This is a genomic window from Enterobacter sp. UPMP701 (assembly GCF_053709515.1).
Genome location: NZ_JBSKJN010000001.1, coordinates 664593 through 682352, shown reverse-complemented (window position 1 = coordinate 682352; position 17760 = coordinate 664593). Strand labels below are relative to the sequence as shown.

The following is a 17760-nucleotide window of genomic DNA, read 5'->3' as shown; positions in this document are numbered from 1 at the left end:
CTTATTTCCCCGTAAAGTTCGGCGCGCGCTTTGCGAGGAAAGCGCTTACGCCCTCTCGGTAGTCGTCGCTGCGCCCGGCCAGGCGCTGATAGTCGCGCTCCAGGTCAAGCTGCGCGTCCAGGGTGTTGGTTTCCGCGGCGTTGATCGCCTGCTTGATCAGCCCCAGGCCGAAGGTCGGTTGAGACGCAAAATGCAGCGCCATCTGCTGCGCGGTGGCGGAGAGCTGTTCGTCATCCACCACCTGCCAGATCATCCCCCACGCCTGCGCCTGTTCGGCGCTGAGTTTGTCACCCAGCAGCGCCAGCCCCATGGCGCGGGCGCGTCCGGCCACGCGCGGCAGCAGCCAGGTGCCGCCGCAGTCCGGGACGAGGCCGAGCTTGCTGAAGGCCATCACAAAGTTGGCGGAGCGCGCCGCTATCACCATGTCACAGCCGAGCGCCAGCGTAGCTCCCGCGCCCGCCGCCACGCCGTTAACGGCGCAGATTACCGGCTTCGGCAGTTTTGCCAGGCGGCGCACCAGCGGGTTGTAGAAGGTTTCTACCGACAGTCCCAGATCCGGCGCCGGGCCGTTGGGGTCGACGTTACGGTCATTCAGATCCTGACCGGCGCAGAAGCCGCGCCCAGCCCCGGTTATCAGCAGGCAGCGAACGGTGTCATCACGCTCGGCCTGTTTCAGGCACTCGGCAAGCTGCTGGTGCATCACGTCGTTAAAGCTGTTCAGACGCTCCGGACGGTTCAGCGTAATGGTCATTACGCCCTGCTCAACATGACTGAGAATAAATTCCACAATTAGCGTCCTTTAAAGTCGGGGGTGCGTTTTTGTAAGAAGGCGTCGATGCCCTCCCGGCGGTCTTCAGTGGCGGAAAGCAGCGTGAACAGCTGGCGCTCCTGCGCGAGCCCGGCCTGCAGCGGCACCTCCTGAGACTGGCGCAGCGCCTGTTTCGCCGCCTGCAGCGCCAGCGGAGAGTGGCGCGCCATCAGCGCTGCCTGCCTCAGGGCATACTCCAGCGTCAGCGCTGGCGGGAAAACGTCGCTCACCAGCCCGGCGCTTTGCGCCTGCTGCGCTGAGATGCTCTCGCCGGTCAGCACCATTTTGCTGGCGAGCGATTTACCCACACTGCGGATAAGACGCTGGGTGCCGCCCGCGCCGGGCATAATTCCAAGCGTGATTTCCGGCAGGCCAAAGCGGGCGTTATCGCCAGCAATGACCACGTCGCACAGCAGCGCCAGCTCGCAGCCTGCGCCCAGCGCGAAGCCGTTCACGGCGGCGATCAGCGGTTTGTTGAACGCATTAATACGCGCCCACAGCTGCGGGCGAATATCGTTCAGGGTGGCAGGCAGATCTTTCTCCGCCATTTCGTTGAGATCGGCCCCGGCGGCGAAGCAGCGCTCGCTGCCGTAAATCACGCAGACGGAAATCTCGCTGTCAGAAGCTGCGGCCTCAAGCTGTTCCGCAAGCTGCAACAGCAGCGCATTATTGAGGGCGTTGCGCGCCGCCGGACGGTTCAGCGTCAGCAGCAGCACGCGGCCATGACGGGCAACAATCAGTTCGCTCATGCCATCCCCTTCGCGTCGAAGTCGACAATCACGTCGGCGGTTAACGGCAGCGACTGGCAGCTCAGCACATACCCGGCGGCCAGCTCGTCCGGCTCCAGACTGTAGTTGGTCGCCATGTCCACCTTGCCGCGCAGCACCTTGCATTTGCAGGTGGCGCATACGCCGCCCTTGCAGGCATACGGCAGATCCGCCCCCTGACGCAGGGCGGCATCAAGAATACTTTCGTCGTCCGCCGTCAGGGTGATTTCACGGTCGCGCCCGTCCTGGCGCAAGGTCACTTTCTGTCCGTCGGCCTGTACGTGTACCGCACGTTTCACGGTGATTCCGGAGGTGTTAAAGCGCTCAAGGTGAATGGATTTTTCTGGCATCCCCAGCGCCTTCAGCGTCGCTTCCGCGTCGTCCATCATTGCCGACGGGCCGCAGATAAACGCCTCGTCGTACTGGCGGAAGTTGATCAGGGTTTTCGCCAGCGCCTGCAGCTTTTCCCCGTCGATGCGTCCAAAGAGCAGATCGCTGTCCAGCCGCTCCTGGCTGAAGATGGAGACCAGTTGTAAACGCTGCGGATATTTGTCCTTCAGGTCCGCCAGCGCCTGGCGGAACATCATGCTCTGGCTGCTGCGGTTGCCGTAGATCAGGGTGAAATGGCTGTTCGGCTCTGTTGCCAGCGTGGCGGAGATAATCGCCAACATCGGGGTAATCCCGGAGCCTGCGGCAATCGCCAGGTAGTGGCCTTCACGCTCGGCCTGCGGCTGGTAGCCAAACTGCCCCTGAGGAACCATCACCTCCAGCGCCATACCCGCTTTGATCTCATCCCGGGCATAGCGGGAAAAGCGCCCGCCGTCGATGGCTTTCACCGCCACGCTGATCTCACCCGGCGCGGTGCTTCGGCAGATGGAGTAGCAGCGGCGCAGCTCGTCCTCGCCCAGCTTCGTTTTTAACGTCAGGTGCTGTCCGGGGCGGAAGCGGTAGGCCTCCTGCAGCGCCTGCGGCACCGCGAAGGTGATGGTCACCGCGTCGCGGGTTTCGGGTTCCACTTTTGCCACTGTTAATGAATGAAACGTTGTCATGGCAGCCTCAAATACATTTGAAATAGTCGAAGGGCTCGCGGCAGGTATTGCAGCGGTAGAGCGCTTTGCAGGCCGTCGAACCAAATTCACTGATAAGCGAGGTGTCGGTGCTGGCGCAGCGCGGGCAGCTCACCTCAGCAGGCGCGTGCGCGTGACAGCTATGCCCCACGGGCGGACTGATGCCGTACGCCCGCAGGCGCTCGCGCGCGTCGGCGGTCATCCAGTCGGTGGTCCAGGCGGGTTCGAGCTGGAGCACGATATGCACGGGGGTGAAGCCGTGTGCAGTCATCGCCTCGCGGATCGCCCCCAGCAGGTGTTCCGTTGCCGGGCAGCCCGAATAGGTTGGCGTAAAACCGATAACCCAGCCTTCGCCCTGCGCTTTTACGCTGCGCACCATGCCTAAATCGGTGATGGTAAGCACCGGCACTTCCGGGTCCGGAATCTGGCTTAACAGCGACCAGATCTGCGGAATTTGCGCAGGCGCGATGTCGACGAGACGTTGCATGGCGTTCTCCTTTACCACTGCTGACCGGGATACGCGTGCTGGAGATACTGCATCTCCGCCAGCATCGGGCCCAGATGTTCGGTATGCAGCCCCTTCTTGCCGCCCGTGCGGTACGCCACCTCTGCGGGCACCTGCAGGCAGGCTTCATTCAGACCGGCAAAGACTTCGCTTTCCCACGGCTGGCGCAGGAGGCGCGGGTCAACCGCCACGCCGGAGTCAATCAGCGTCAGCTCGACGTCATCGGCGTCAAACAGCTCCGCCGTAAAACGCCACAGGTTGTCGATAGCCTGCTGCATTTTTTGCGCGGACGTGTCGGTGCCGTCGCCCAGCCGCACCAGCCAGCCCCGGCTAAAGCGCAGGTGGTATCGCGCCTCTTTAATCGCTTTGGCGGCAATGGCGGCAAGCTGGCTGTCGCTGCTCTGAGTCAGGCGTTCGTACAGCGCCACGTTCCAGGCATCCATCAGGTACTGACGGGCAATCGTGTCGGCGAAGCTGCCATTCGGCTGCTCCACCAACAGGACATTGCGGAACTGGCGCTCGTCGCGGCCAAACGCCAGCGTGTCTTCATCGCCCTGGCCTTCCAGCTCTGCGGCATAGGTCAGGAAATTGCGCGCCTGGCCCAGCAGGTCGAGGCCGATATTGGCGAGGGCGAGGTCAATTTCCAGCTCCGGCGCGTGGCCGCACCAGGCGCCGAGACGCTGGGAAAGCACCAGACCGTTGTCGCCCAGACGCAGGGCATAGGCAGTCACTGAATTCATTCTTTGCCTCACATATGCTCGATGCCGTCAGGGATGGTGTAGAACGTCGGATGGCGATAAACCTTGCTTTCCGCCGGGTCAAAGAATTCGCCGCTCTCTTCCGGCTGTGAGGCGACAATCTCGCTCGCCTTCACCACCCAGATAGAACACCCTTCGCTGCGGCGGGTGTAGGCATCACGGGCATTTTCCAGCGCCATGCGATCGTCGGCGGCATGCAGACTGCCCACGTGACGGTGGGATAACCCTTGTTTGCTGCGTACGAACACTTCGTACAGCGGCCAGTAGACATTGCTCATGGTTATTTCCTCTTATGCGGCCTGACGGGCGCGCTGTTTTTCCGCGTGTGCCAGCGCGGCTTCCCGCACCCACGCGCCCTCTTCCCAGGCTTTGCGTTTCGCGGCCAGGCGTTCGTGGTTACAGATGCCGCGCCCGTTAATGACCTCGTTAAACTCCTGCCAGTCGATCTCGCCGAAGCGGTAATGGCCGCTCTCTTCATCAAAACGCAGGTCCGGATCCGGTACCGTCATGCCGAGCATCTCCACCTGCGGCACCGTGTTGTCGACGAAGCGCTGGCGTAGTTCATCGTTGCCAAAGCGTTTGATTTTCCAGGCGAGGCTGCGGGCGCTGTTTGGCGAGTTGTCGTCGTTCGGCCCGAACATCATCAGCGCTGGCCACCAGAAGCGGTTGATGGCGTCCTGCAGCATCTGACGCTGCGCCTCACTCCCCTGTGCTAGCGCCATGCAGGCCTCAAAGCCCTGACGCTGGTGGAAGCTCTCTTCTTTACAGATTTTCACCATCGCCCGGGCATACGGACCGTAGGAAGTTCGGCACAGCGCCACCTGGTTGACGATGGCCGCGCCGTCCACCAGCCAGCCAATCACGCCGATATCGGCCCAGCTCAGGGTCGGGTAGTTGAAGATAGAGGAGTATTTCATCCTGCCGTCGAGCATCTTCTGGTAGATGTCTTCCCGCGCGCAGCCCAGCGTTTCCGCCGCGCTGTAGAGGTAAAGCCCATGTCCGGCTTCATCCTGTACTTTCGCCAGCAGGATCGCCTTTCGACGCAGCGTCGGCGCGCGGGCGATCCAGTTCCCTTCCGGCAGCATGCCTACAATTTCGGAGTGCGCGTGCTGACCAATCTGGCGGATCAGCGTTTTACGGTAGGCTTCCGGCATCCAGTCCTGAGGCTCAATCGCCGTCTCCTGCGCTATGCGCTGCTCAAACCGTTGTTCTTGCGTCACGTCATCACCTTTATGATTCGTTAGTTTGCAAATTAAAGCGAAATGTTGAATCACTTTGTTTTTTAAAAGTTACACAAAGGTTAAATATAACCCCAAGAATTGTTTCCCGGTTTTGTGATGCTGCTCGCAAGGCTTTTGCTCCAGGCCCGCAGGAAAGCGCTTTTTCTCGATGCGATTCATCCAGCCAGATCACAACGTTAACAATTCATTAAAAACATGGCTTGATTTTTATGATTCACGATTAAACTATTAATAGTGAAATTACGAAACATTTGGAGATAAGCGATGCAGCAGTTAGCCAGCTTCTTGTCCGGTACCTGGCAGTCTGGCCGGGGCCGCGAACGTGCGATTCATCACGCCATCAGCGGCGAAGCATTATGGGAAGTCACCAGCGAAGGGCTGGACATGGCGGCCGCCCGTCGCTACGCCATTGAGCATGGGGGCGAGGCATTGCGCGCCATGACCTTTATTGAACGGGCTGCCATGCTGAAAGCGGTGGCGAAACACCTGCTCGGCGAGAAAGAGACGTTTTATGCCCTGTCAGCCCAGACGGGCGCGACGAAAGCGGACAGCTGGGTGGATATTGAAGGGGGTATCGGCACCCTCTTCACCTACGCCAGCCTGGGCAGCCGCGAACTGCCGGATGATACGCTGTGGCCGGAAGATGAACTGATCCCGCTGTCGAAAGAAGGCGGCTTTGCGGCGCGCCACGTCCTGACTTCGAAATCAGGCGTGGCGGTGCATATCAACGCCTTTAACTTCCCCTGCTGGGGGATGCTGGAAAAACTCGCGCCGACCTGGCTTGCCGGGATGCCCGCCATCATCAAGCCCGCTACCGCTACCGCGCAGGTGACGCAGGCGATGGTCAAATCCATCGTTGACAGCGGGCTGGTGCCGGACGGCGCCATCAGCCTGATTTGCGGCAGCGCGGGGGATCTGCTCGATCAGCTCGACAGCCAGGACGTGGTGACCTTTACCGGCTCCGCCAGCACCGGGCAAAGCCTGCGCGTGCACCCGAATATTGTGGCGAATTCCATTCCGTTCACCATGGAGGCGGACTCCCTGAACTGCTGCGTGCTGGGTGAAGACGTCACGCCGGAACAGCCGGAATTTGCGCTGTTTATCCGGGAAGTGGTACGCGAGATGACCGCCAAGGCCGGGCAGAAATGTACCGCTATCCGCCGGATTATCGTCCCGCAAAGCCAGGTTGACGCCGTCAGCCAGGCGCTGATTGCCCGCCTGGAAAAGGTGGTGGTGGGCGACCCGGCGCAGGAAGGCGTGAAGATGGGGGCGCTGGTCAACGCCGAGCAGCGCGCGGACGTGCAGGAGAAAGTGGACCAGCTGATCGCCGCAGGCTGTCAGATCCGTCTGGGCGGCAAAGCGGATCCGAAGGCCGCAGGAGCGTTCTTCCCGCCGACCCTGCTGTTCTGTCCGCAGCCGGATGAAACCCCGGCGGTACACTCAACCGAAGCCTTCGGCCCGGTTGCGACGCTGATGCCGTATCGCAGCGCGGATCACGCAATGGCACTGGCCCGCGCGGGCGGCGGCAGCCTGGCGGGCACGCTGGTCACCGCCGATTCGGCGATTGCCCGCCAGTTTATTGCCGGTGCGGCGCGCGCCCACGGGCGTATTCAGATCCTCAATGAAGAATCCTCGAAAGAGTCCACCGGCCACGGTTCCCCGCTTCCTCAACTGGTCCACGGCGGCCCTGGCCGCGCGGGCGGTGGCGAAGAGCTGGGTGGCCTGCGCGCGGTGAAGCACTACCTGCAGCGCACCGCGATTCAGGGCAGCCCGTCGATGCTGGCCGCCATTGGCAAACAGTGGGTGCGTGGCGCAACGGTGCAGGAAGATCGCGTTCATCCGTTCCGCAAATACTTCGAGGAGCTACAGCCGGGCGACAGCCTGCTGACGCCGCGCCGTACGCTCACGGAAGCAGATATCGTGAACTTTGCCTGCCTGAGCGGGGATCATTTCTATGCCCATATGGACAAGATCGGTGCGGCAGAGTCGATCTTTGGCGAGCGCGTGGTTCATGGCTACTTCCTGATTTCCGCCGCTGCAGGGCTGTTTGTTGATGCTGGCGTGGGGCCAGTGATTGCCAACTACGGCATGGAAAACCTGCGCTTTATCGAGCCGGTCAAGCCGGGCGACACCATTCAGGTACGCCTGACCTGCAAACGTAAAACGCTGAAGAAACAGCGTACCGCCGAGGAGAAACCGACCGGCGTGGTGGAGTGGTCCGTTGAGATCTATAACCAGCACCAGCAGGCCGTGGCGCTCTACTCCATTCTGACGCTGGTGGCGCGTCAGCGGGGTGATGATTAATCAAAAGCAACTATTTGCTTTAATGATTTGAGCGCATCAAAACAGCCTTAAGCGAAAACCGGACTGGATGGATTTTGTTAACCAAACCATCCAGTCAGCATAGTCTGGATAAGTTACAACCAGAAACATTAAGCAAATTGACCATTTGATTAGCATGGTTATTATTTATCAACGGGAATGTTCCCGGATTAAATTACATGGAAGAGTAATAGATTATGGCAATCCCTGTTTATCTTTTTTAACTGACGATGGCGGAGCAAAAATCACAGGTTCAGTGGATATTCGTGACCGCGAGGGAAGCATTGAAGTCACCGGCTTTACACACAACCTCCGACTGCCAACGGATCCACTGACCGGTAAAATCACCAGTAAACGCAACCATGCGCCAGTCGTTTTTCAAAAAGAAATTGATTCATCTTCGCCCTACCTGATGAAAGCAGTGGCTACTGGGCAAACCCTTAAAACAGCGGAGTTCAGGTGGTATCGCATTAATGACGCCGGACAGGAAGTAGAATATTACAATATGCATCTCGATAATATTCGCGTTGTTTCCGTTACGCCATTAATGCATGACACTAAAGACCTGATGAAAGAAAAACACAACCATCTTGAAGTCGTGGAACTACGCTACGACAAAATAACCTGGACGTATCGCGACGGTAATTTACAGTTCGCAGATAGCTGGGCTGAACGTTAATGCGTACCCCTTCGTATTTAACTCCCTATGATATTTCATCATTTTCGCCACCAGGCGTTGATGTCGTCAGCCATATGATCATCGCTCGGTTTCATGGTGGCGCATCATTGATGACTTACATCTGGTTTTATCAAATGGTGAGGAACCATGGTCCATGGGATTATAAGCAGGGCCATGCGGAATATGCCAACTTTGGCAATTTCCATTACGGTGCGGTTGGCGCGGCGGCGGGCATACCTGATGGTGTGCTGCTGCGCGGTGCAGGTACTGCGCAGATCCTTGCAGGCACAAGCGATCCGGTAGAATTTGCAAAATATCAGGGTGCCAGTGCTTATGGAGATGACCCCGTTGATCAGTTATGGATTAGAGCAGGAATAGATTATGCGCGACGCTCGGGGTTTTAACTGGCGAATCGGGGTAGTGGTTTTCATTTTCCTGGGGTTTATCTTGTACCCTTTCCGCGATCTTTTTACCACGTATGAAAATTTTAAGGAAAAAATTAGGGTTAATGATCATTTAACTCTGTATATCACCCAGGTAGAAGCAAGTTCTTTATCTAAAGATACGTTTCATTTTTATCTCTATGATGCAAGAAAAAGCACCGAAGAGTTTATGTCTCACGTATCAGATATCGAACCTGTCATGATTACCAACGATGCAAAAGCCGCTGCAACGGTCACAAATGGAGAAATTTACCTTCGCGTTCGCGGAAATATTTACTCCTTCACTGCAGTTGGGCTCGATGTGCGTATTCATCTCGATAGATCAGCTTATTAATCACATTAGGTCTTTATAACGGGGATGTGACCTATCCCCGCTCTTCTTTTAACCTGGCAAGACCAACAAATAACCTGGCAGATGCAGGCAAACGCTTTTCTCAGGCGCCTGTCAGGATAAGGCTGTCACAACACAATATCCCCAAAAAACACAACAAGATGAGGTCTACGATGGGAAGCAATTCTTCTTTTTCTGCCCGTAGAACGGCACTGGCTATGGCCGTTGCGCTGTGTTGCGCCTGGCAATCCCCTGTTTTCGCCCACGGCAGCGAGGCGCATATGGTCCCGATGGACAAAACGCTGCAGGACTTTGGTGCGGACGTGCAGTGGGATGATTACGCACAGATGTTCACCATTGCGAAGGACGGAGCCTTTGTGAAGGTCAAGCCTGGCGCAAAAACCGCCATCATAAACGGTAAAACCCTCAAGCTTGAGGTGCCGGTAGTGATGAAAGGCAAAAAAGCGTTTATCTCTGAGACCTTTATCAACGATGTTTTTCAGTCTGGCCTCGATCGGACCTTCCAGGTTGAAAAACGCCCTCACCCGCTAAACACGCTGACGGCGGATGAAATTAAACAGGCCGTGGAGATCGTGAAAGCCTCTTCGGATTTTAAACCCAATACCCGCTTTACCCAGATAGCGCTGGTTGAACCGGAGAAAGCCAAAGTATGGGACTTTGTGCTCAACGGTACGGGCGTGGATGCCCCTCGCCAGGCGAAGATCGTCATGCTTGATGGTAAACACGTTATCGAAAGCGTGGTGGACCTGAAAGATAAAAAAATCCTGCGCTGGGAACCGGTGAAAGACGCGCACGGCATGGTGCTGCTGGATGACTTCGCCACGGTTCAGCAGATTATCAACGAAAGCACCGAGTTTGCCGAGGTGCTGAAAAAACACGGCATCACCGACCCGAAAAAAGTGATTACCACGCCGCTGACCGTCGGCTATTTCGACGGTAAAGACGGCCTGAAGCAGGAAGACCGCCTGCTGAAAGTGGTGAGCTATCTGGATGTCGGCGACGGCAACTACTGGGCGCACCCGATTGAGAACCTGGTGGCCGTGGTCGATCTTGAGCAGAAGAAGATCCAGAAAATTGAAGAAGGTGCCGTTGTGCCGGTTCCCATGACCCCGCGCCCGTATGATGGCCGCGACCGCGTCGAGACGCCGAAAAAGCCGCTGGAAATTATTGAGCCTGAAGGCAAGAACTACACCATTACCGGCGATATGGTGCACTGGCAGAACTGGGATTTCCACCTGAGCCTGGACTCCCGCGTCGGCCCAATGATTTCGACCGTCACCTACAACGCTAACGGCAAAAAGCGTCAGGTGATGTATCAGGGCTCGCTCGGCGGCATGATTGTCCCCTACGGCGACCCGGACGTGGGCTGGTACTTCAAAGCCTATCTCGACTCCGGCGACTACGGCATGGGCACCCTGACTTCCCCGCTGGTGCGCGGGAAAGACGTGCCGTCCAATGCCGTAATGCTTAACGAAACCATCCCGGACTACACCGGCGCACCGATGGAAATCCCGCGCGCAATCGCCATTTTTGAACGCTACGCCGGGCCGGAATATAAGCACCAGGAGATGGGCCAGCCAAACGTCAGCGCTGAACGTCGCGAACTGGTGGTGCGCTGGGTCAGTACCGTGGGCAACTACGATTACATCTTCGACTGGGTGTTCCACGAGAACGGCACCATCGGCATTGATGCTGGCGCAACGGGTATCGAGGCGGTAAAAGGCGTTCAGGCGAAAACCATGCACGACGCCACCGCCAAAGACGACACAAAATACGGCACGCTGATCGACCATAACATTGTGGGCACCACCCACCAGCACATCTATAACTTCCGCCTTGATATGGACGTGGACGGTATCAACAACAAGCTGGTGGCGATGGATCCTGAAGTGAAGCCGAATACCGCCGGTGGCCCGCGCACCAGCACCATGCAGGTGAACCAGTATGACATTGATGCTGAACAGCAGGCGGCGCAGAAATTCGACCCGGGCACCATTCGCCTGCTGAGCAACACAAGCAAAGAGAACCGCATGGGCAACCCGGTTTCGTACCAGATCATCCCTTACGCGGGCGGTACGCATCCGGTGGCAAGCGGTGCGAAATTTGCCCCGGACGAGTGGATCTACCACCGCCTGAGCTTTATGGACAAACAGCTGTGGGTGACCCGTTACCACCCGGATGAACGCTACCCGGAAGGCAAATTCCCTAACCGCTCCATCCACGACACGGGCCTGGGGCAGTACAGCAAAGATAACGAGTCGCTGAATGACCAGGATGACGTGGTCTGGATGACCACCGGCACCACCCATGTCGCTCGCGCGGAAGAGTGGCCAATCATGCCGACGGAATGGGTGCATACCCTGCTTAAACCGTGGAATTTCTTCGACGAGACGCCAACGCTCGGAAAGAAAAAAGACGAGCAGAAATAAATAACGTACCGGGCGCAATGCCCGGTTTTTCTTCCATTACTTGCTGAATATCTCTCCCCGATTATAGTTATTTCTACCTCATTTTTTTTCATTTCATTTTTGAAACACTTTCAGCCAGGACGCGAATTTCCCACAAACGACGTAATACATCATTGAGAGGTTTTAGGATGAAATTCAATTTGATCGTCAGGAGTCTTGCTCTGGCTGGACTTGTTATTTCCGTCAGCTCCGCGTATGCCGCAGAAGCCCCAAAGGATGCCACCGCAGCGACGCAGCAAGCCAATAATGCCCTGTTTAATCAGCTTCCCTTCTCCGATAACACCGATTTTACGAACGCCCATAAAGGCTTTATTGCGCCTCTTCCTCAGGACATTATCAAAGGGGAACCGGGAAACGTTATCTGGAATCCGCAACAGTATTCGTTTATTAAAGAAGGCGATAAAGCTCCGGAGACTGTTAACCCCAGTTTATGGCGTCAATCTCAGCTGATTAATATTAGCGGCCTGTTTGAAGTTACCGACGGCGTTTATCAGATTCGAAATCTCGACCTGTCGAATATGACCATCATCGAAGGGAAAGAGGGTGTTACCGTGGTTGACCCGCTGGTGTCGTCAGAAACGGCGAAAGTCGGGATGGATCTCTATTTCAAAAATCGCGGTCAAAAACCTGTCGTCGCCATAATTTATACCCACAGCCACGTTGACCACTATGGCGGCGTGCGCGGCGTGGTGGATGAAGCCGACGTGAAATCCGGCAAGGTGAAAATCTACGCCCCGGCCGGGTTTATGGAAGCGGCTGTTGCCGAGAACATCATGGCCGGTAATGTGATGAGCCGCCGCGCCAGCTATATGTATGGCAACCTGCTGAAGCCCGATGCTAAAGGCCAGGTAGGTGCAGGTCTCGGGACCACCACCTCCGCCGGGACGGTGACGCTGATCGCCCCGACTAATATCATTGAAAAAGACGGCCAAAAAGAGGTTATCGACGGCCTGACCTATGACTTTATGCTCGCACCGGGCTCCGAAGCGCCATCCGAAATGCTCTGGTATATCGAAGAGAAAAAACTGATTGAATCCGCTGAGGATGTGACCCACACCCTGCATAACACCTACTCGCTGCGCGGCGCCAAAATCCGCGAGCCGCTGCCATGGTCGAAATACATCAACCAGGCGATTGTACGTTGGGGTGATAAAGCTGAAATCATCATGGCACAGCACCACTGGCCGACCTGGGGCAACGAAAACGTGGTCAACCTGCTGAAAAGCCAGCGTGACCTCTATCGTTACATTAACGACCAGACCCTGCGTATGGCGAATGAAGGGCTAACGCGTGACGAAATCGCCGCTAACTTCAAGCTCCCGGATTCGCTGGCGCATACCTGGGCTAACCGCGGCTATTACGGTTCGGTGAGCCACGACGTGAAAGCCACCTACGTGCTTTACCTGGGCTGGTTTGACGGCAACCCGGCGACGCTGGACGAACTGCCGCCTGAAGAGGCCGCGAAGAAATTCGTGGAGTATATGGGTGGCGCAGATGCCATCCTGAGCAAAGCAAAAACCGACTTCGACCACGGGAACTACCGCTGGGTGGCGCAGGTGGTAAGCAAAGTGGTCTTTGCCGATCCCAACAACCAGTCGGCACGTAACCTGGAAGCGGATGCGCTGGAACAGCTTGGCTATCAGGCTGAGTCTGGCCCGTGGCGTAACTTCTACCTGACCGGAGCACAGGAGTTGCGTAATGGCGTGGTGAAAGGGCCAACCCCGAATACCGCCAGCCCGGATACCGTACGGGCAATGACCCCGGAGATGTTCTTCGATTATCTTGCCGTACACATCAACGGACAAAAAGCGGGCGATGCCAAATCGGTGTTTAATATCGACCTGGGCAATGATGGCGGGAAATATAAGCTGGAACTGGAAAATGGCGTGCTGAACCATACGGCGAACACCGAGGCAAAAGATGCTGATGCTACCATCACCCTTAACCGCGATACGCTGAACAAAATTATCCTCAAAGAGGTGACGCTCAAACAGGCCGAAGACAACGGTGATGTGAAGATCACTGGCGACGGTGCAAAACTCGACACCATGCTCGGTTACATGGATAAATTTGATTTCTGGTTTAACATTGTGACGCCGTAACAATGCGCACGTAAGGGCGGCCTGTCCGCCCTTTTCTGCTTAACTTATTCCCTGGACGGGGTAAACAGCGTCAATGGAAAAAAGAAAAAAACCGACACTTGAGCGAGCAACCTGGCCGACGCGCCATGCCATGGTCATGCACGGACTGGCGATGAACCTGCCGTGGTTGGCCTTCGTCAACATCAGCTTCGCCGTGATGATCCTGCTGCGTCACGTTCTGCTAAAGGTCAGCGATCCCCTTTATCCCCACTCGCCGCAGCTGACGAAAATGGTCGATGCCTCCATGCTCGGCATTATTATCCTCTCTGCCGCGCTGATCCTGATGGCCTGGCGGCGCATTGCCGGTATCAGCGTGGTGCTGTTTGTCTGTAGCGCTATCTGGTCGGTCTCCTGCTTCTGGTTTATCACCCAATTACTGCTGCCACACGTCTGGCCGCTGTGCGTCATTTTATTACTCGCTGGCTTAACGGCGCTCTATTTTTACCCTGAAGGATTACTCGCCTTTGTGCTCCCGCTCTGGATAACCCTGCCTGTAGCCAGCTGGACACTGAATAACGGCTTTAATCTTCACTTCGTAGTCATCTGGAGCGTGTTTTCGCTGATCCTGATTTGCGGGCGTTTCATCCTGTTGAGCTGGTTTGACGAAGCCTGGCGCCGTAACCAGCAAAATCAGCTGCTGATCTCCAGACTGGATGCGCTGGCGCATCAGGATCCGTTAACCAAAACCGCCAATCGCCGGAAAATGGAAGTGGTGCTGGAGAACGCGGTTGAGCAGAAGAAACCGTTCTCTCTGATCATGCTGGATATCGACTATTTCAAACGCTACAACGATACCTACGGGCATCAGGCGGGTGACGAATGTCTGACGCGCGTGGCGCGGGTGTTGAAGCAGTCAGTGCGAACGCCTGACGATGTGGTGTCACGCTACGGCGGCGAGGAGTTCGTGGTGATCCTGTTCAACTGCCCGGAAAATATCGCCGAAAAGGTTGCCATACGCATTCGGGACGGCCTGCGCGCGGAGTCGATACCGCACAGTGCGTCAGCCGTAAGCGACCATGTTACCGTGAGCATGGGGATTGCGGGTATGGTCGAGGGGCTTGCGGGTACCGAGATTATTGCCCGTGCCGATGCGGCGCTCTATCGGGCGAAGGAGGCCGGGCGGGATCGGTGGTCGCTTTAAGTAAAGCCGGGTGCGGCCTGATGCCCTCACCCTGACCCTCTCCCACGGGAGAGGGAACATACACTAAAAAGGCAACCTCCCGGTTGCCTTTTGCTTTTACTAGTAGCGCACACACACCGACTTGGTTTCGCACCAGCCGTCCAGCCAGTCCGGGCCAAAATCACGCCCGGTGCCGGACTGCTTCATGCCACCGAACGGCAGGTTGGCATCAATCAGCGTATGGCTGTTCACCCACACGGTGCCCGCCTGCAGCCGGTCGGTATACTCCAGCGCCTTGCTGATGTTCTGCGTCCAGACGCTGGCCGTCAGGCCATATTCGGTGTCGTTTGCCAGCTGGAGCGCCTCTTCCCCGTCGGAGACCCGCACCAGGTTGACCACCGGGCCAAACACCTCTTCCCGGGTTAACCGCAGCGCGGCATCCGGGTTCACCACCAGCGTAGGCGAGACGTAATAACCTTTGCCTTCCGGGCCGCGGTTACCGACGATCAGCTCCGCGTTGCGTGATGTCGCTTCGTCGAGGAAGGTCTGCACCTTATCGCAGTGCGCGCGCGACACCAGCGGGTTGATAAACGCCTCCGGCGACATGCCCGGCCCGACGCTCAGGGATTTCACCGCCTGTTCGAACCCGCTGACCAGCGTGTCAAACAGCGGCGCTTCAATATAAATGCGAGAGCTCGCCGCGCACACCTGCCCCTGGTTGAGGAAACTGCCGGTCATTAACCCTTCTATCACCCACGCCGGGTCCGCATCCTTGAGCACAATGGCCGGGTTTTTCCCCCCCAGCTCCAGCGTTACTCCGGTTAGCGTGTCCGCCGCCGCGCGGGCAATCTGTTTCCCCGTTGCAGTCGAGCCGGTAAAACTCACTTTCGCAATATGCGGATGTGAGGTCAGCGCTGCGCCACACACCGCGCCGCTTCCGGTCACCACGTTGAATACCCCGTCCGGAATGCCCGCTTCACTGGCCAGTTCCGCTACGCGCAGCAGGGTCAGCGGCGTGGTTTCAGACGGTTTAATGACAATAGAGCAGCCCGCGGCCAGCGCTGGCATTACTTTCCACATCCCGATCATCAGCGGGAAGTTCCACGGCACAATCCCGGCCACCACGCCAACTGGCTCTTTGCGCGTCCACGCCTGGTAGCGCGCGCCCTGCGGCAGCGGGATGGAGAGATCGAGGGTTTTACCGGCTATTTTCGTGGTCAGCCCGGCGGTATAGCGCATCCAGTTCAGGGTACAGCCGACTTCAAAGGCGCGGGAAATGTTGATCGATTTCCCCTGCTCCAGCGTTTCAAGCTGGGCCAGCTCCTCGCCATGCTGCTCGACCAGATCGGCGAAACGGAGCAGGATCCGCTCGCGCTCCGCCGGTAATTTTCCGGCCCAGCTGCGGGCGACAAACGCGCGCCAGCCGGACATCACCGCGCGATCAACGTCATCGACGCTGGCATCGGCAGTCGAGGCAATCACCTCCCCCGTGGCCGGGTTGTAGACATTGAGCCGCTTTTCACTGTCTGACGCGGCCTGACGCCCTTCAATCCACAGGCCATGATGTCGGTCTAAAAACTGCTGTACGGCAGGCAGAATGGCCACCTGTGATTCAGACATAGGATACTCCTTCGTTGTTATTCTCAGGGTGTTAATCCAGTCTAAGTGGGGTTTTGCATTCTCGCTTTTGTCTCTGTGACATTCGCTTTGCCACCTGTGACAGGTGCCGCAATTCGCGATAATTGCCGCTTATATCGCTGTTACCGGTGAGTGTTCTTTCCTATAGTCATCCTCAGAGCTCTGACAAAATGCAACACAAATGCAACAATGCGAAAACGTTGACGGTGCAGTGAGAGAAGCGATGGCGTGTGCAAGTGAACATGAACAGTATCAGCAGTGGCTGGCGCAAATTAACCAGGTTTGCGGGCGTTTTAACGCCCAGCCCACCGGGGGCAAATTCTTCGGAGAGCTGGAGACCAGCTATGCGCGCAGCCTGAAGCTCAGCACCGTCACCGCAGGTGGGGTAAACCTGTTTCGTTCTCATCAGGAGATCCAGCAGAGTAATGATGCCTGGTTCTATACCGTATTCCAGCTTCAAGGCAGCGCGGAAATTGAGCAGGACGACCGCCGCGCGGTGCTTAAAACCGGTGATATCACGCTGCTTGACGCGTCGCGCCCCTGCTCGATCAACTGGCGGGAAAAATCCCGCCAGATTTCGCTCCTGGTTCCCCGTCAGATTATTGAGCAGCAGTGCCGCTTTCAGGAGATAAGCTGCGCGACCGCCCTTTCCCGCACCTTGCCCACGGTACAGCTGAGCCATCGCCTGCTGATGGAGAGCATGAGCAATGCCGACCTGAGTGACAGAGAGAGTGAAGCGGCGCTCGAAGCGATGATCTGCCTGCTGCGCCCCGCTTTTCAGCAGCGCGACGTAATGCAGCCACGTAAGGAGCGCCAGTTCCAGCATGTGGTGGCGCTGATTGACGACCATATTCAGTCTGAATCGCTGCGCCCGGAGTGGATTGCCGCCGAGAGCGGAATGTCCGTGCGCAGTCTTTACCGCATGTTTGCCGAGAAGGGACTGGTGGTAGCGCAGTACATTAAAAACCGTCGTCTGGATCTCTGCGCGCAGGCTCTTCAATCCACCGGCGATGATGAAAAGCTGGCGGGCATTGGCTACAGCTGGGGGTTTACCGACCATAGCCATTTTTCAACGGCTTTTAAGCAGCGTTTTGGCGTCTCGCCTGGTGAATACCGCAAGCGCTACCGCTAGCTACTTTTTAAGCCATTTTCCGTTAATGCCCTTCACGTATTCGCCCGGCTGCGCGCGAGCAACCAGTTTTTGTCCCGCCATTTTCGCCACTTCATCGACCGGTAAATTATTGCTGTCGGCGAGCTTCTGATAGCTTTCCGTGCGCGCCGCGTTAATGCGGCTCACCAGCTCCAGCGTTTCCGCATCCTGTTGAATCGGGGCAAGATACCCGCTGAGGGTTTCCCCCACGCGCCCCTGCGCCCGGGCATCATTTAAGGTCAGCGCAGCCGCCTGCACGTTTATACTCAGGGCCAGTAAAATCAACGCTAATCGTTTCATG

16 protein-coding genes and 1 pseudogene are annotated in these 17760 nt (G+C 57.2%); 8 read left to right on the top strand and 9 right to left on the bottom strand.

Annotated features, from left to right (window positions below; translation table 11 throughout):
• Nucleotide 1: 1 nt before the first annotated feature.
• Genes paaG through paaA form a run of 7 tightly spaced genes read right to left on the bottom strand, consistent with a single transcriptional unit; the run spans nucleotide 2 to nucleotide 5125 of the window.
• Entirely contained in the window at nucleotides 2-790 is a 789-nt protein-coding gene (paaG, locus tag ACWKXT_RS03370) for a 2-(1,2-epoxy-1,2-dihydrophenyl)acetyl-CoA isomerase PaaG (RefSeq protein WP_454531901.1), read from the bottom strand.
• Complete coding sequence (gene paaF / locus ACWKXT_RS03365) at nucleotides 790-1557, bottom strand: 2,3-dehydroadipyl-CoA hydratase PaaF (protein ID WP_454531645.1); 768 nt, start codon at nucleotides 1555-1557, stop codon at nucleotides 790-792. Before paaF ends, paaG begins: the two co-directional genes overlap by 1 nt.
• Entirely contained in the window at nucleotides 1554-2624 is a 1071-nt protein-coding gene (gene paaE / locus ACWKXT_RS03360) for a 1,2-phenylacetyl-CoA epoxidase subunit PaaE (RefSeq protein ID WP_454531644.1), read from the bottom strand. Before paaE ends, paaF begins: the two co-directional genes overlap by 4 nt.
• Before the next feature lie 7 nt (nucleotides 2625-2631).
• Nucleotides 2632-3129 (bottom strand): 1,2-phenylacetyl-CoA epoxidase subunit PaaD, encoded by a 498-nt coding sequence (gene paaD / locus ACWKXT_RS03355; RefSeq protein ID WP_028013029.1) that lies wholly within the window; start codon nucleotides 3127-3129, stop codon nucleotides 2632-2634.
• 11 nt (nucleotides 3130-3140) lie between these two features.
• Nucleotides 3141-3887, bottom strand: coding sequence for a 1,2-phenylacetyl-CoA epoxidase subunit PaaC (gene paaC, locus ACWKXT_RS03350; RefSeq protein ID WP_454531643.1), 747 nt, complete (start codon nucleotides 3885-3887; stop codon nucleotides 3141-3143).
• 8 nt (nucleotides 3888-3895) lie between these two features.
• Nucleotides 3896-4183 (bottom strand): 1,2-phenylacetyl-CoA epoxidase subunit PaaB, encoded by a 288-nt coding sequence (gene paaB / locus ACWKXT_RS03345; RefSeq protein WP_003857353.1) that lies wholly within the window; start codon nucleotides 4181-4183, stop codon nucleotides 3896-3898.
• 12 nt (nucleotides 4184-4195) lie between these two features.
• The gene (paaA, locus tag ACWKXT_RS03340; protein ID WP_454526923.1) at nucleotides 4196-5125 is read right to left on the bottom strand and encodes a 1,2-phenylacetyl-CoA epoxidase subunit PaaA; all 930 of its coding nucleotides are present in this window, start codon (nucleotides 5123-5125) and stop codon (nucleotides 4196-4198) included.
• A gap of 285 nt (nucleotides 5126-5410) precedes the next feature.
• Between paaA and paaZ the strand changes: the two genes are divergently transcribed.
• The 7 genes and pseudogenes from paaZ to ACWKXT_RS03305 all read left to right on the top strand — a co-directional run bounded on the left by paaZ (nucleotide 5411) and on the right by ACWKXT_RS03305 (nucleotide 14692).
• Complete coding sequence (gene paaZ, locus ACWKXT_RS03335) at nucleotides 5411-7450, top strand: phenylacetic acid degradation bifunctional protein PaaZ (RefSeq protein ID WP_454531642.1); 2040 nt, start codon at nucleotides 5411-5413, stop codon at nucleotides 7448-7450.
• 215 nt (nucleotides 7451-7665) lie between these two features.
• Nucleotides 7666-8147 (top strand): annotated as a pseudogene (locus tag ACWKXT_RS03330) (Hcp family type VI secretion system effector).
• Nucleotides 8147-8551 (top strand): polymorphic toxin type 44 domain-containing protein, encoded by a 405-nt coding sequence (locus tag ACWKXT_RS03325; RefSeq protein WP_454526925.1) that lies wholly within the window; start codon nucleotides 8147-8149, stop codon nucleotides 8549-8551. Before ACWKXT_RS03330 ends, ACWKXT_RS03325 begins: the two are co-directional and overlap by 1 nt.
• Complete coding sequence (locus ACWKXT_RS03320) at nucleotides 8529-8924, top strand: hypothetical protein (protein ID WP_061098326.1); 396 nt, start codon at nucleotides 8529-8531, stop codon at nucleotides 8922-8924. Before ACWKXT_RS03325 ends, ACWKXT_RS03320 begins: the two co-directional genes overlap by 23 nt.
• A gap of 170 nt (nucleotides 8925-9094) precedes the next feature.
• Nucleotides 9095-11371, top strand: a complete 2277-nt coding sequence (tynA, locus tag ACWKXT_RS03315) for a primary-amine oxidase (RefSeq protein WP_454531641.1) — start codon at nucleotides 9095-9097, stop codon at nucleotides 11369-11371.
• A gap of 167 nt (nucleotides 11372-11538) precedes the next feature.
• The gene (locus ACWKXT_RS03310; RefSeq protein WP_454531640.1) at nucleotides 11539-13512 is read left to right on the top strand and encodes an alkyl/aryl-sulfatase; all 1974 of its coding nucleotides are present in this window, start codon (nucleotides 11539-11541) and stop codon (nucleotides 13510-13512) included.
• A 73-nt stretch (nucleotides 13513-13585) separates the two neighbouring features.
• Nucleotides 13586-14692, top strand: a complete 1107-nt coding sequence (locus tag ACWKXT_RS03305) for a membrane-associated sensor domain-containing protein (RefSeq protein WP_454531639.1) — start codon at nucleotides 13586-13588, stop codon at nucleotides 14690-14692.
• A 99-nt stretch (nucleotides 14693-14791) separates the two neighbouring features.
• Here ACWKXT_RS03305 and ACWKXT_RS03300 read toward each other — a convergent pair whose 3' ends face one another.
• Nucleotides 14792-16291: an aldehyde dehydrogenase family protein gene (locus tag ACWKXT_RS03300; RefSeq protein ID WP_346808452.1), complete on the bottom strand. Its 1500-nt coding sequence runs from the start codon at nucleotides 16289-16291 to the stop codon at nucleotides 14792-14794.
• A 241-nt stretch (nucleotides 16292-16532) separates the two neighbouring features.
• Here ACWKXT_RS03300 and feaR point away from each other — a divergent pair, with 241 nt between their 5' ends.
• Entirely contained in the window at nucleotides 16533-17441 is a 909-nt protein-coding gene (gene feaR, locus ACWKXT_RS03295; protein WP_454527356.1) for a transcriptional regulator FeaR, read from the top strand.
• Here feaR and ACWKXT_RS03290 read toward each other — a convergent pair whose 3' ends face one another.
• Nucleotides 17442-17759: a YdbL family protein gene (locus tag ACWKXT_RS03290; RefSeq protein ID WP_454526929.1), complete on the bottom strand. Its 318-nt coding sequence runs from the start codon at nucleotides 17757-17759 to the stop codon at nucleotides 17442-17444.
• Nucleotide 17760: the final 1 nt, after the last annotated feature.

What these genes read in the sequence shown, in the direction of transcription:
- feaR (WP_454527356.1), top strand. Translation starts at nt 16,533, where the DNA reads ATGGCGTGTGCAAGTGAACATGAACAGTATCAGCAGTGGCTGGCGCAA.
- paaZ (WP_454531642.1), top strand. Translation starts at nt 5,411, where the DNA reads ATGCAGCAGTTAGCCAGCTTCTTGTCCGGTACCTGGCAGTCTGGCCGG.
- paaB (WP_003857353.1), bottom strand. Translation starts at nt 4,183, where the DNA reads ATGAGCAATGTCTACTGGCCGCTGTACGAAGTGTTCGTACGCAGCAAA.
- ACWKXT_RS03310 (WP_454531640.1), top strand. Translation starts at nt 11,539, where the DNA reads ATGAAATTCAATTTGATCGTCAGGAGTCTTGCTCTGGCTGGACTTGTT.
- paaD (WP_028013029.1), bottom strand. Translation starts at nt 3,129, where the DNA reads ATGCAACGTCTCGTCGACATCGCGCCTGCGCAAATTCCGCAGATCTGG.
- ACWKXT_RS03290 (WP_454526929.1), bottom strand. Translation starts at nt 17,759, where the DNA reads ATGAAACGATTAGCGTTGATTTTACTGGCCCTGAGTATAAACGTGCAG.
- paaC (WP_454531643.1), bottom strand. Translation starts at nt 3,887, where the DNA reads ATGAATTCAGTGACTGCCTATGCCCTGCGTCTGGGCGACAACGGTCTG.
- ACWKXT_RS03320 (WP_061098326.1), top strand. Translation starts at nt 8,529, where the DNA reads ATGCGCGACGCTCGGGGTTTTAACTGGCGAATCGGGGTAGTGGTTTTC.
- paaF (WP_454531645.1), bottom strand. Translation starts at nt 1,557, where the DNA reads ATGAGCGAACTGATTGTTGCCCGTCATGGCCGCGTGCTGCTGCTGACG.
- paaE (WP_454531644.1), bottom strand. Translation starts at nt 2,624, where the DNA reads ATGACAACGTTTCATTCATTAACAGTGGCAAAAGTGGAACCCGAAACC.
- tynA (WP_454531641.1), top strand. Translation starts at nt 9,095, where the DNA reads ATGGGAAGCAATTCTTCTTTTTCTGCCCGTAGAACGGCACTGGCTATG.
- ACWKXT_RS03305 (WP_454531639.1), top strand. Translation starts at nt 13,586, where the DNA reads ATGGAAAAAAGAAAAAAACCGACACTTGAGCGAGCAACCTGGCCGACG.
- ACWKXT_RS03300 (WP_346808452.1), bottom strand. Translation starts at nt 16,291, where the DNA reads ATGTCTGAATCACAGGTGGCCATTCTGCCTGCCGTACAGCAGTTTTTA.
- ACWKXT_RS03325 (WP_454526925.1), top strand. Translation starts at nt 8,147, where the DNA reads ATGCGTACCCCTTCGTATTTAACTCCCTATGATATTTCATCATTTTCG.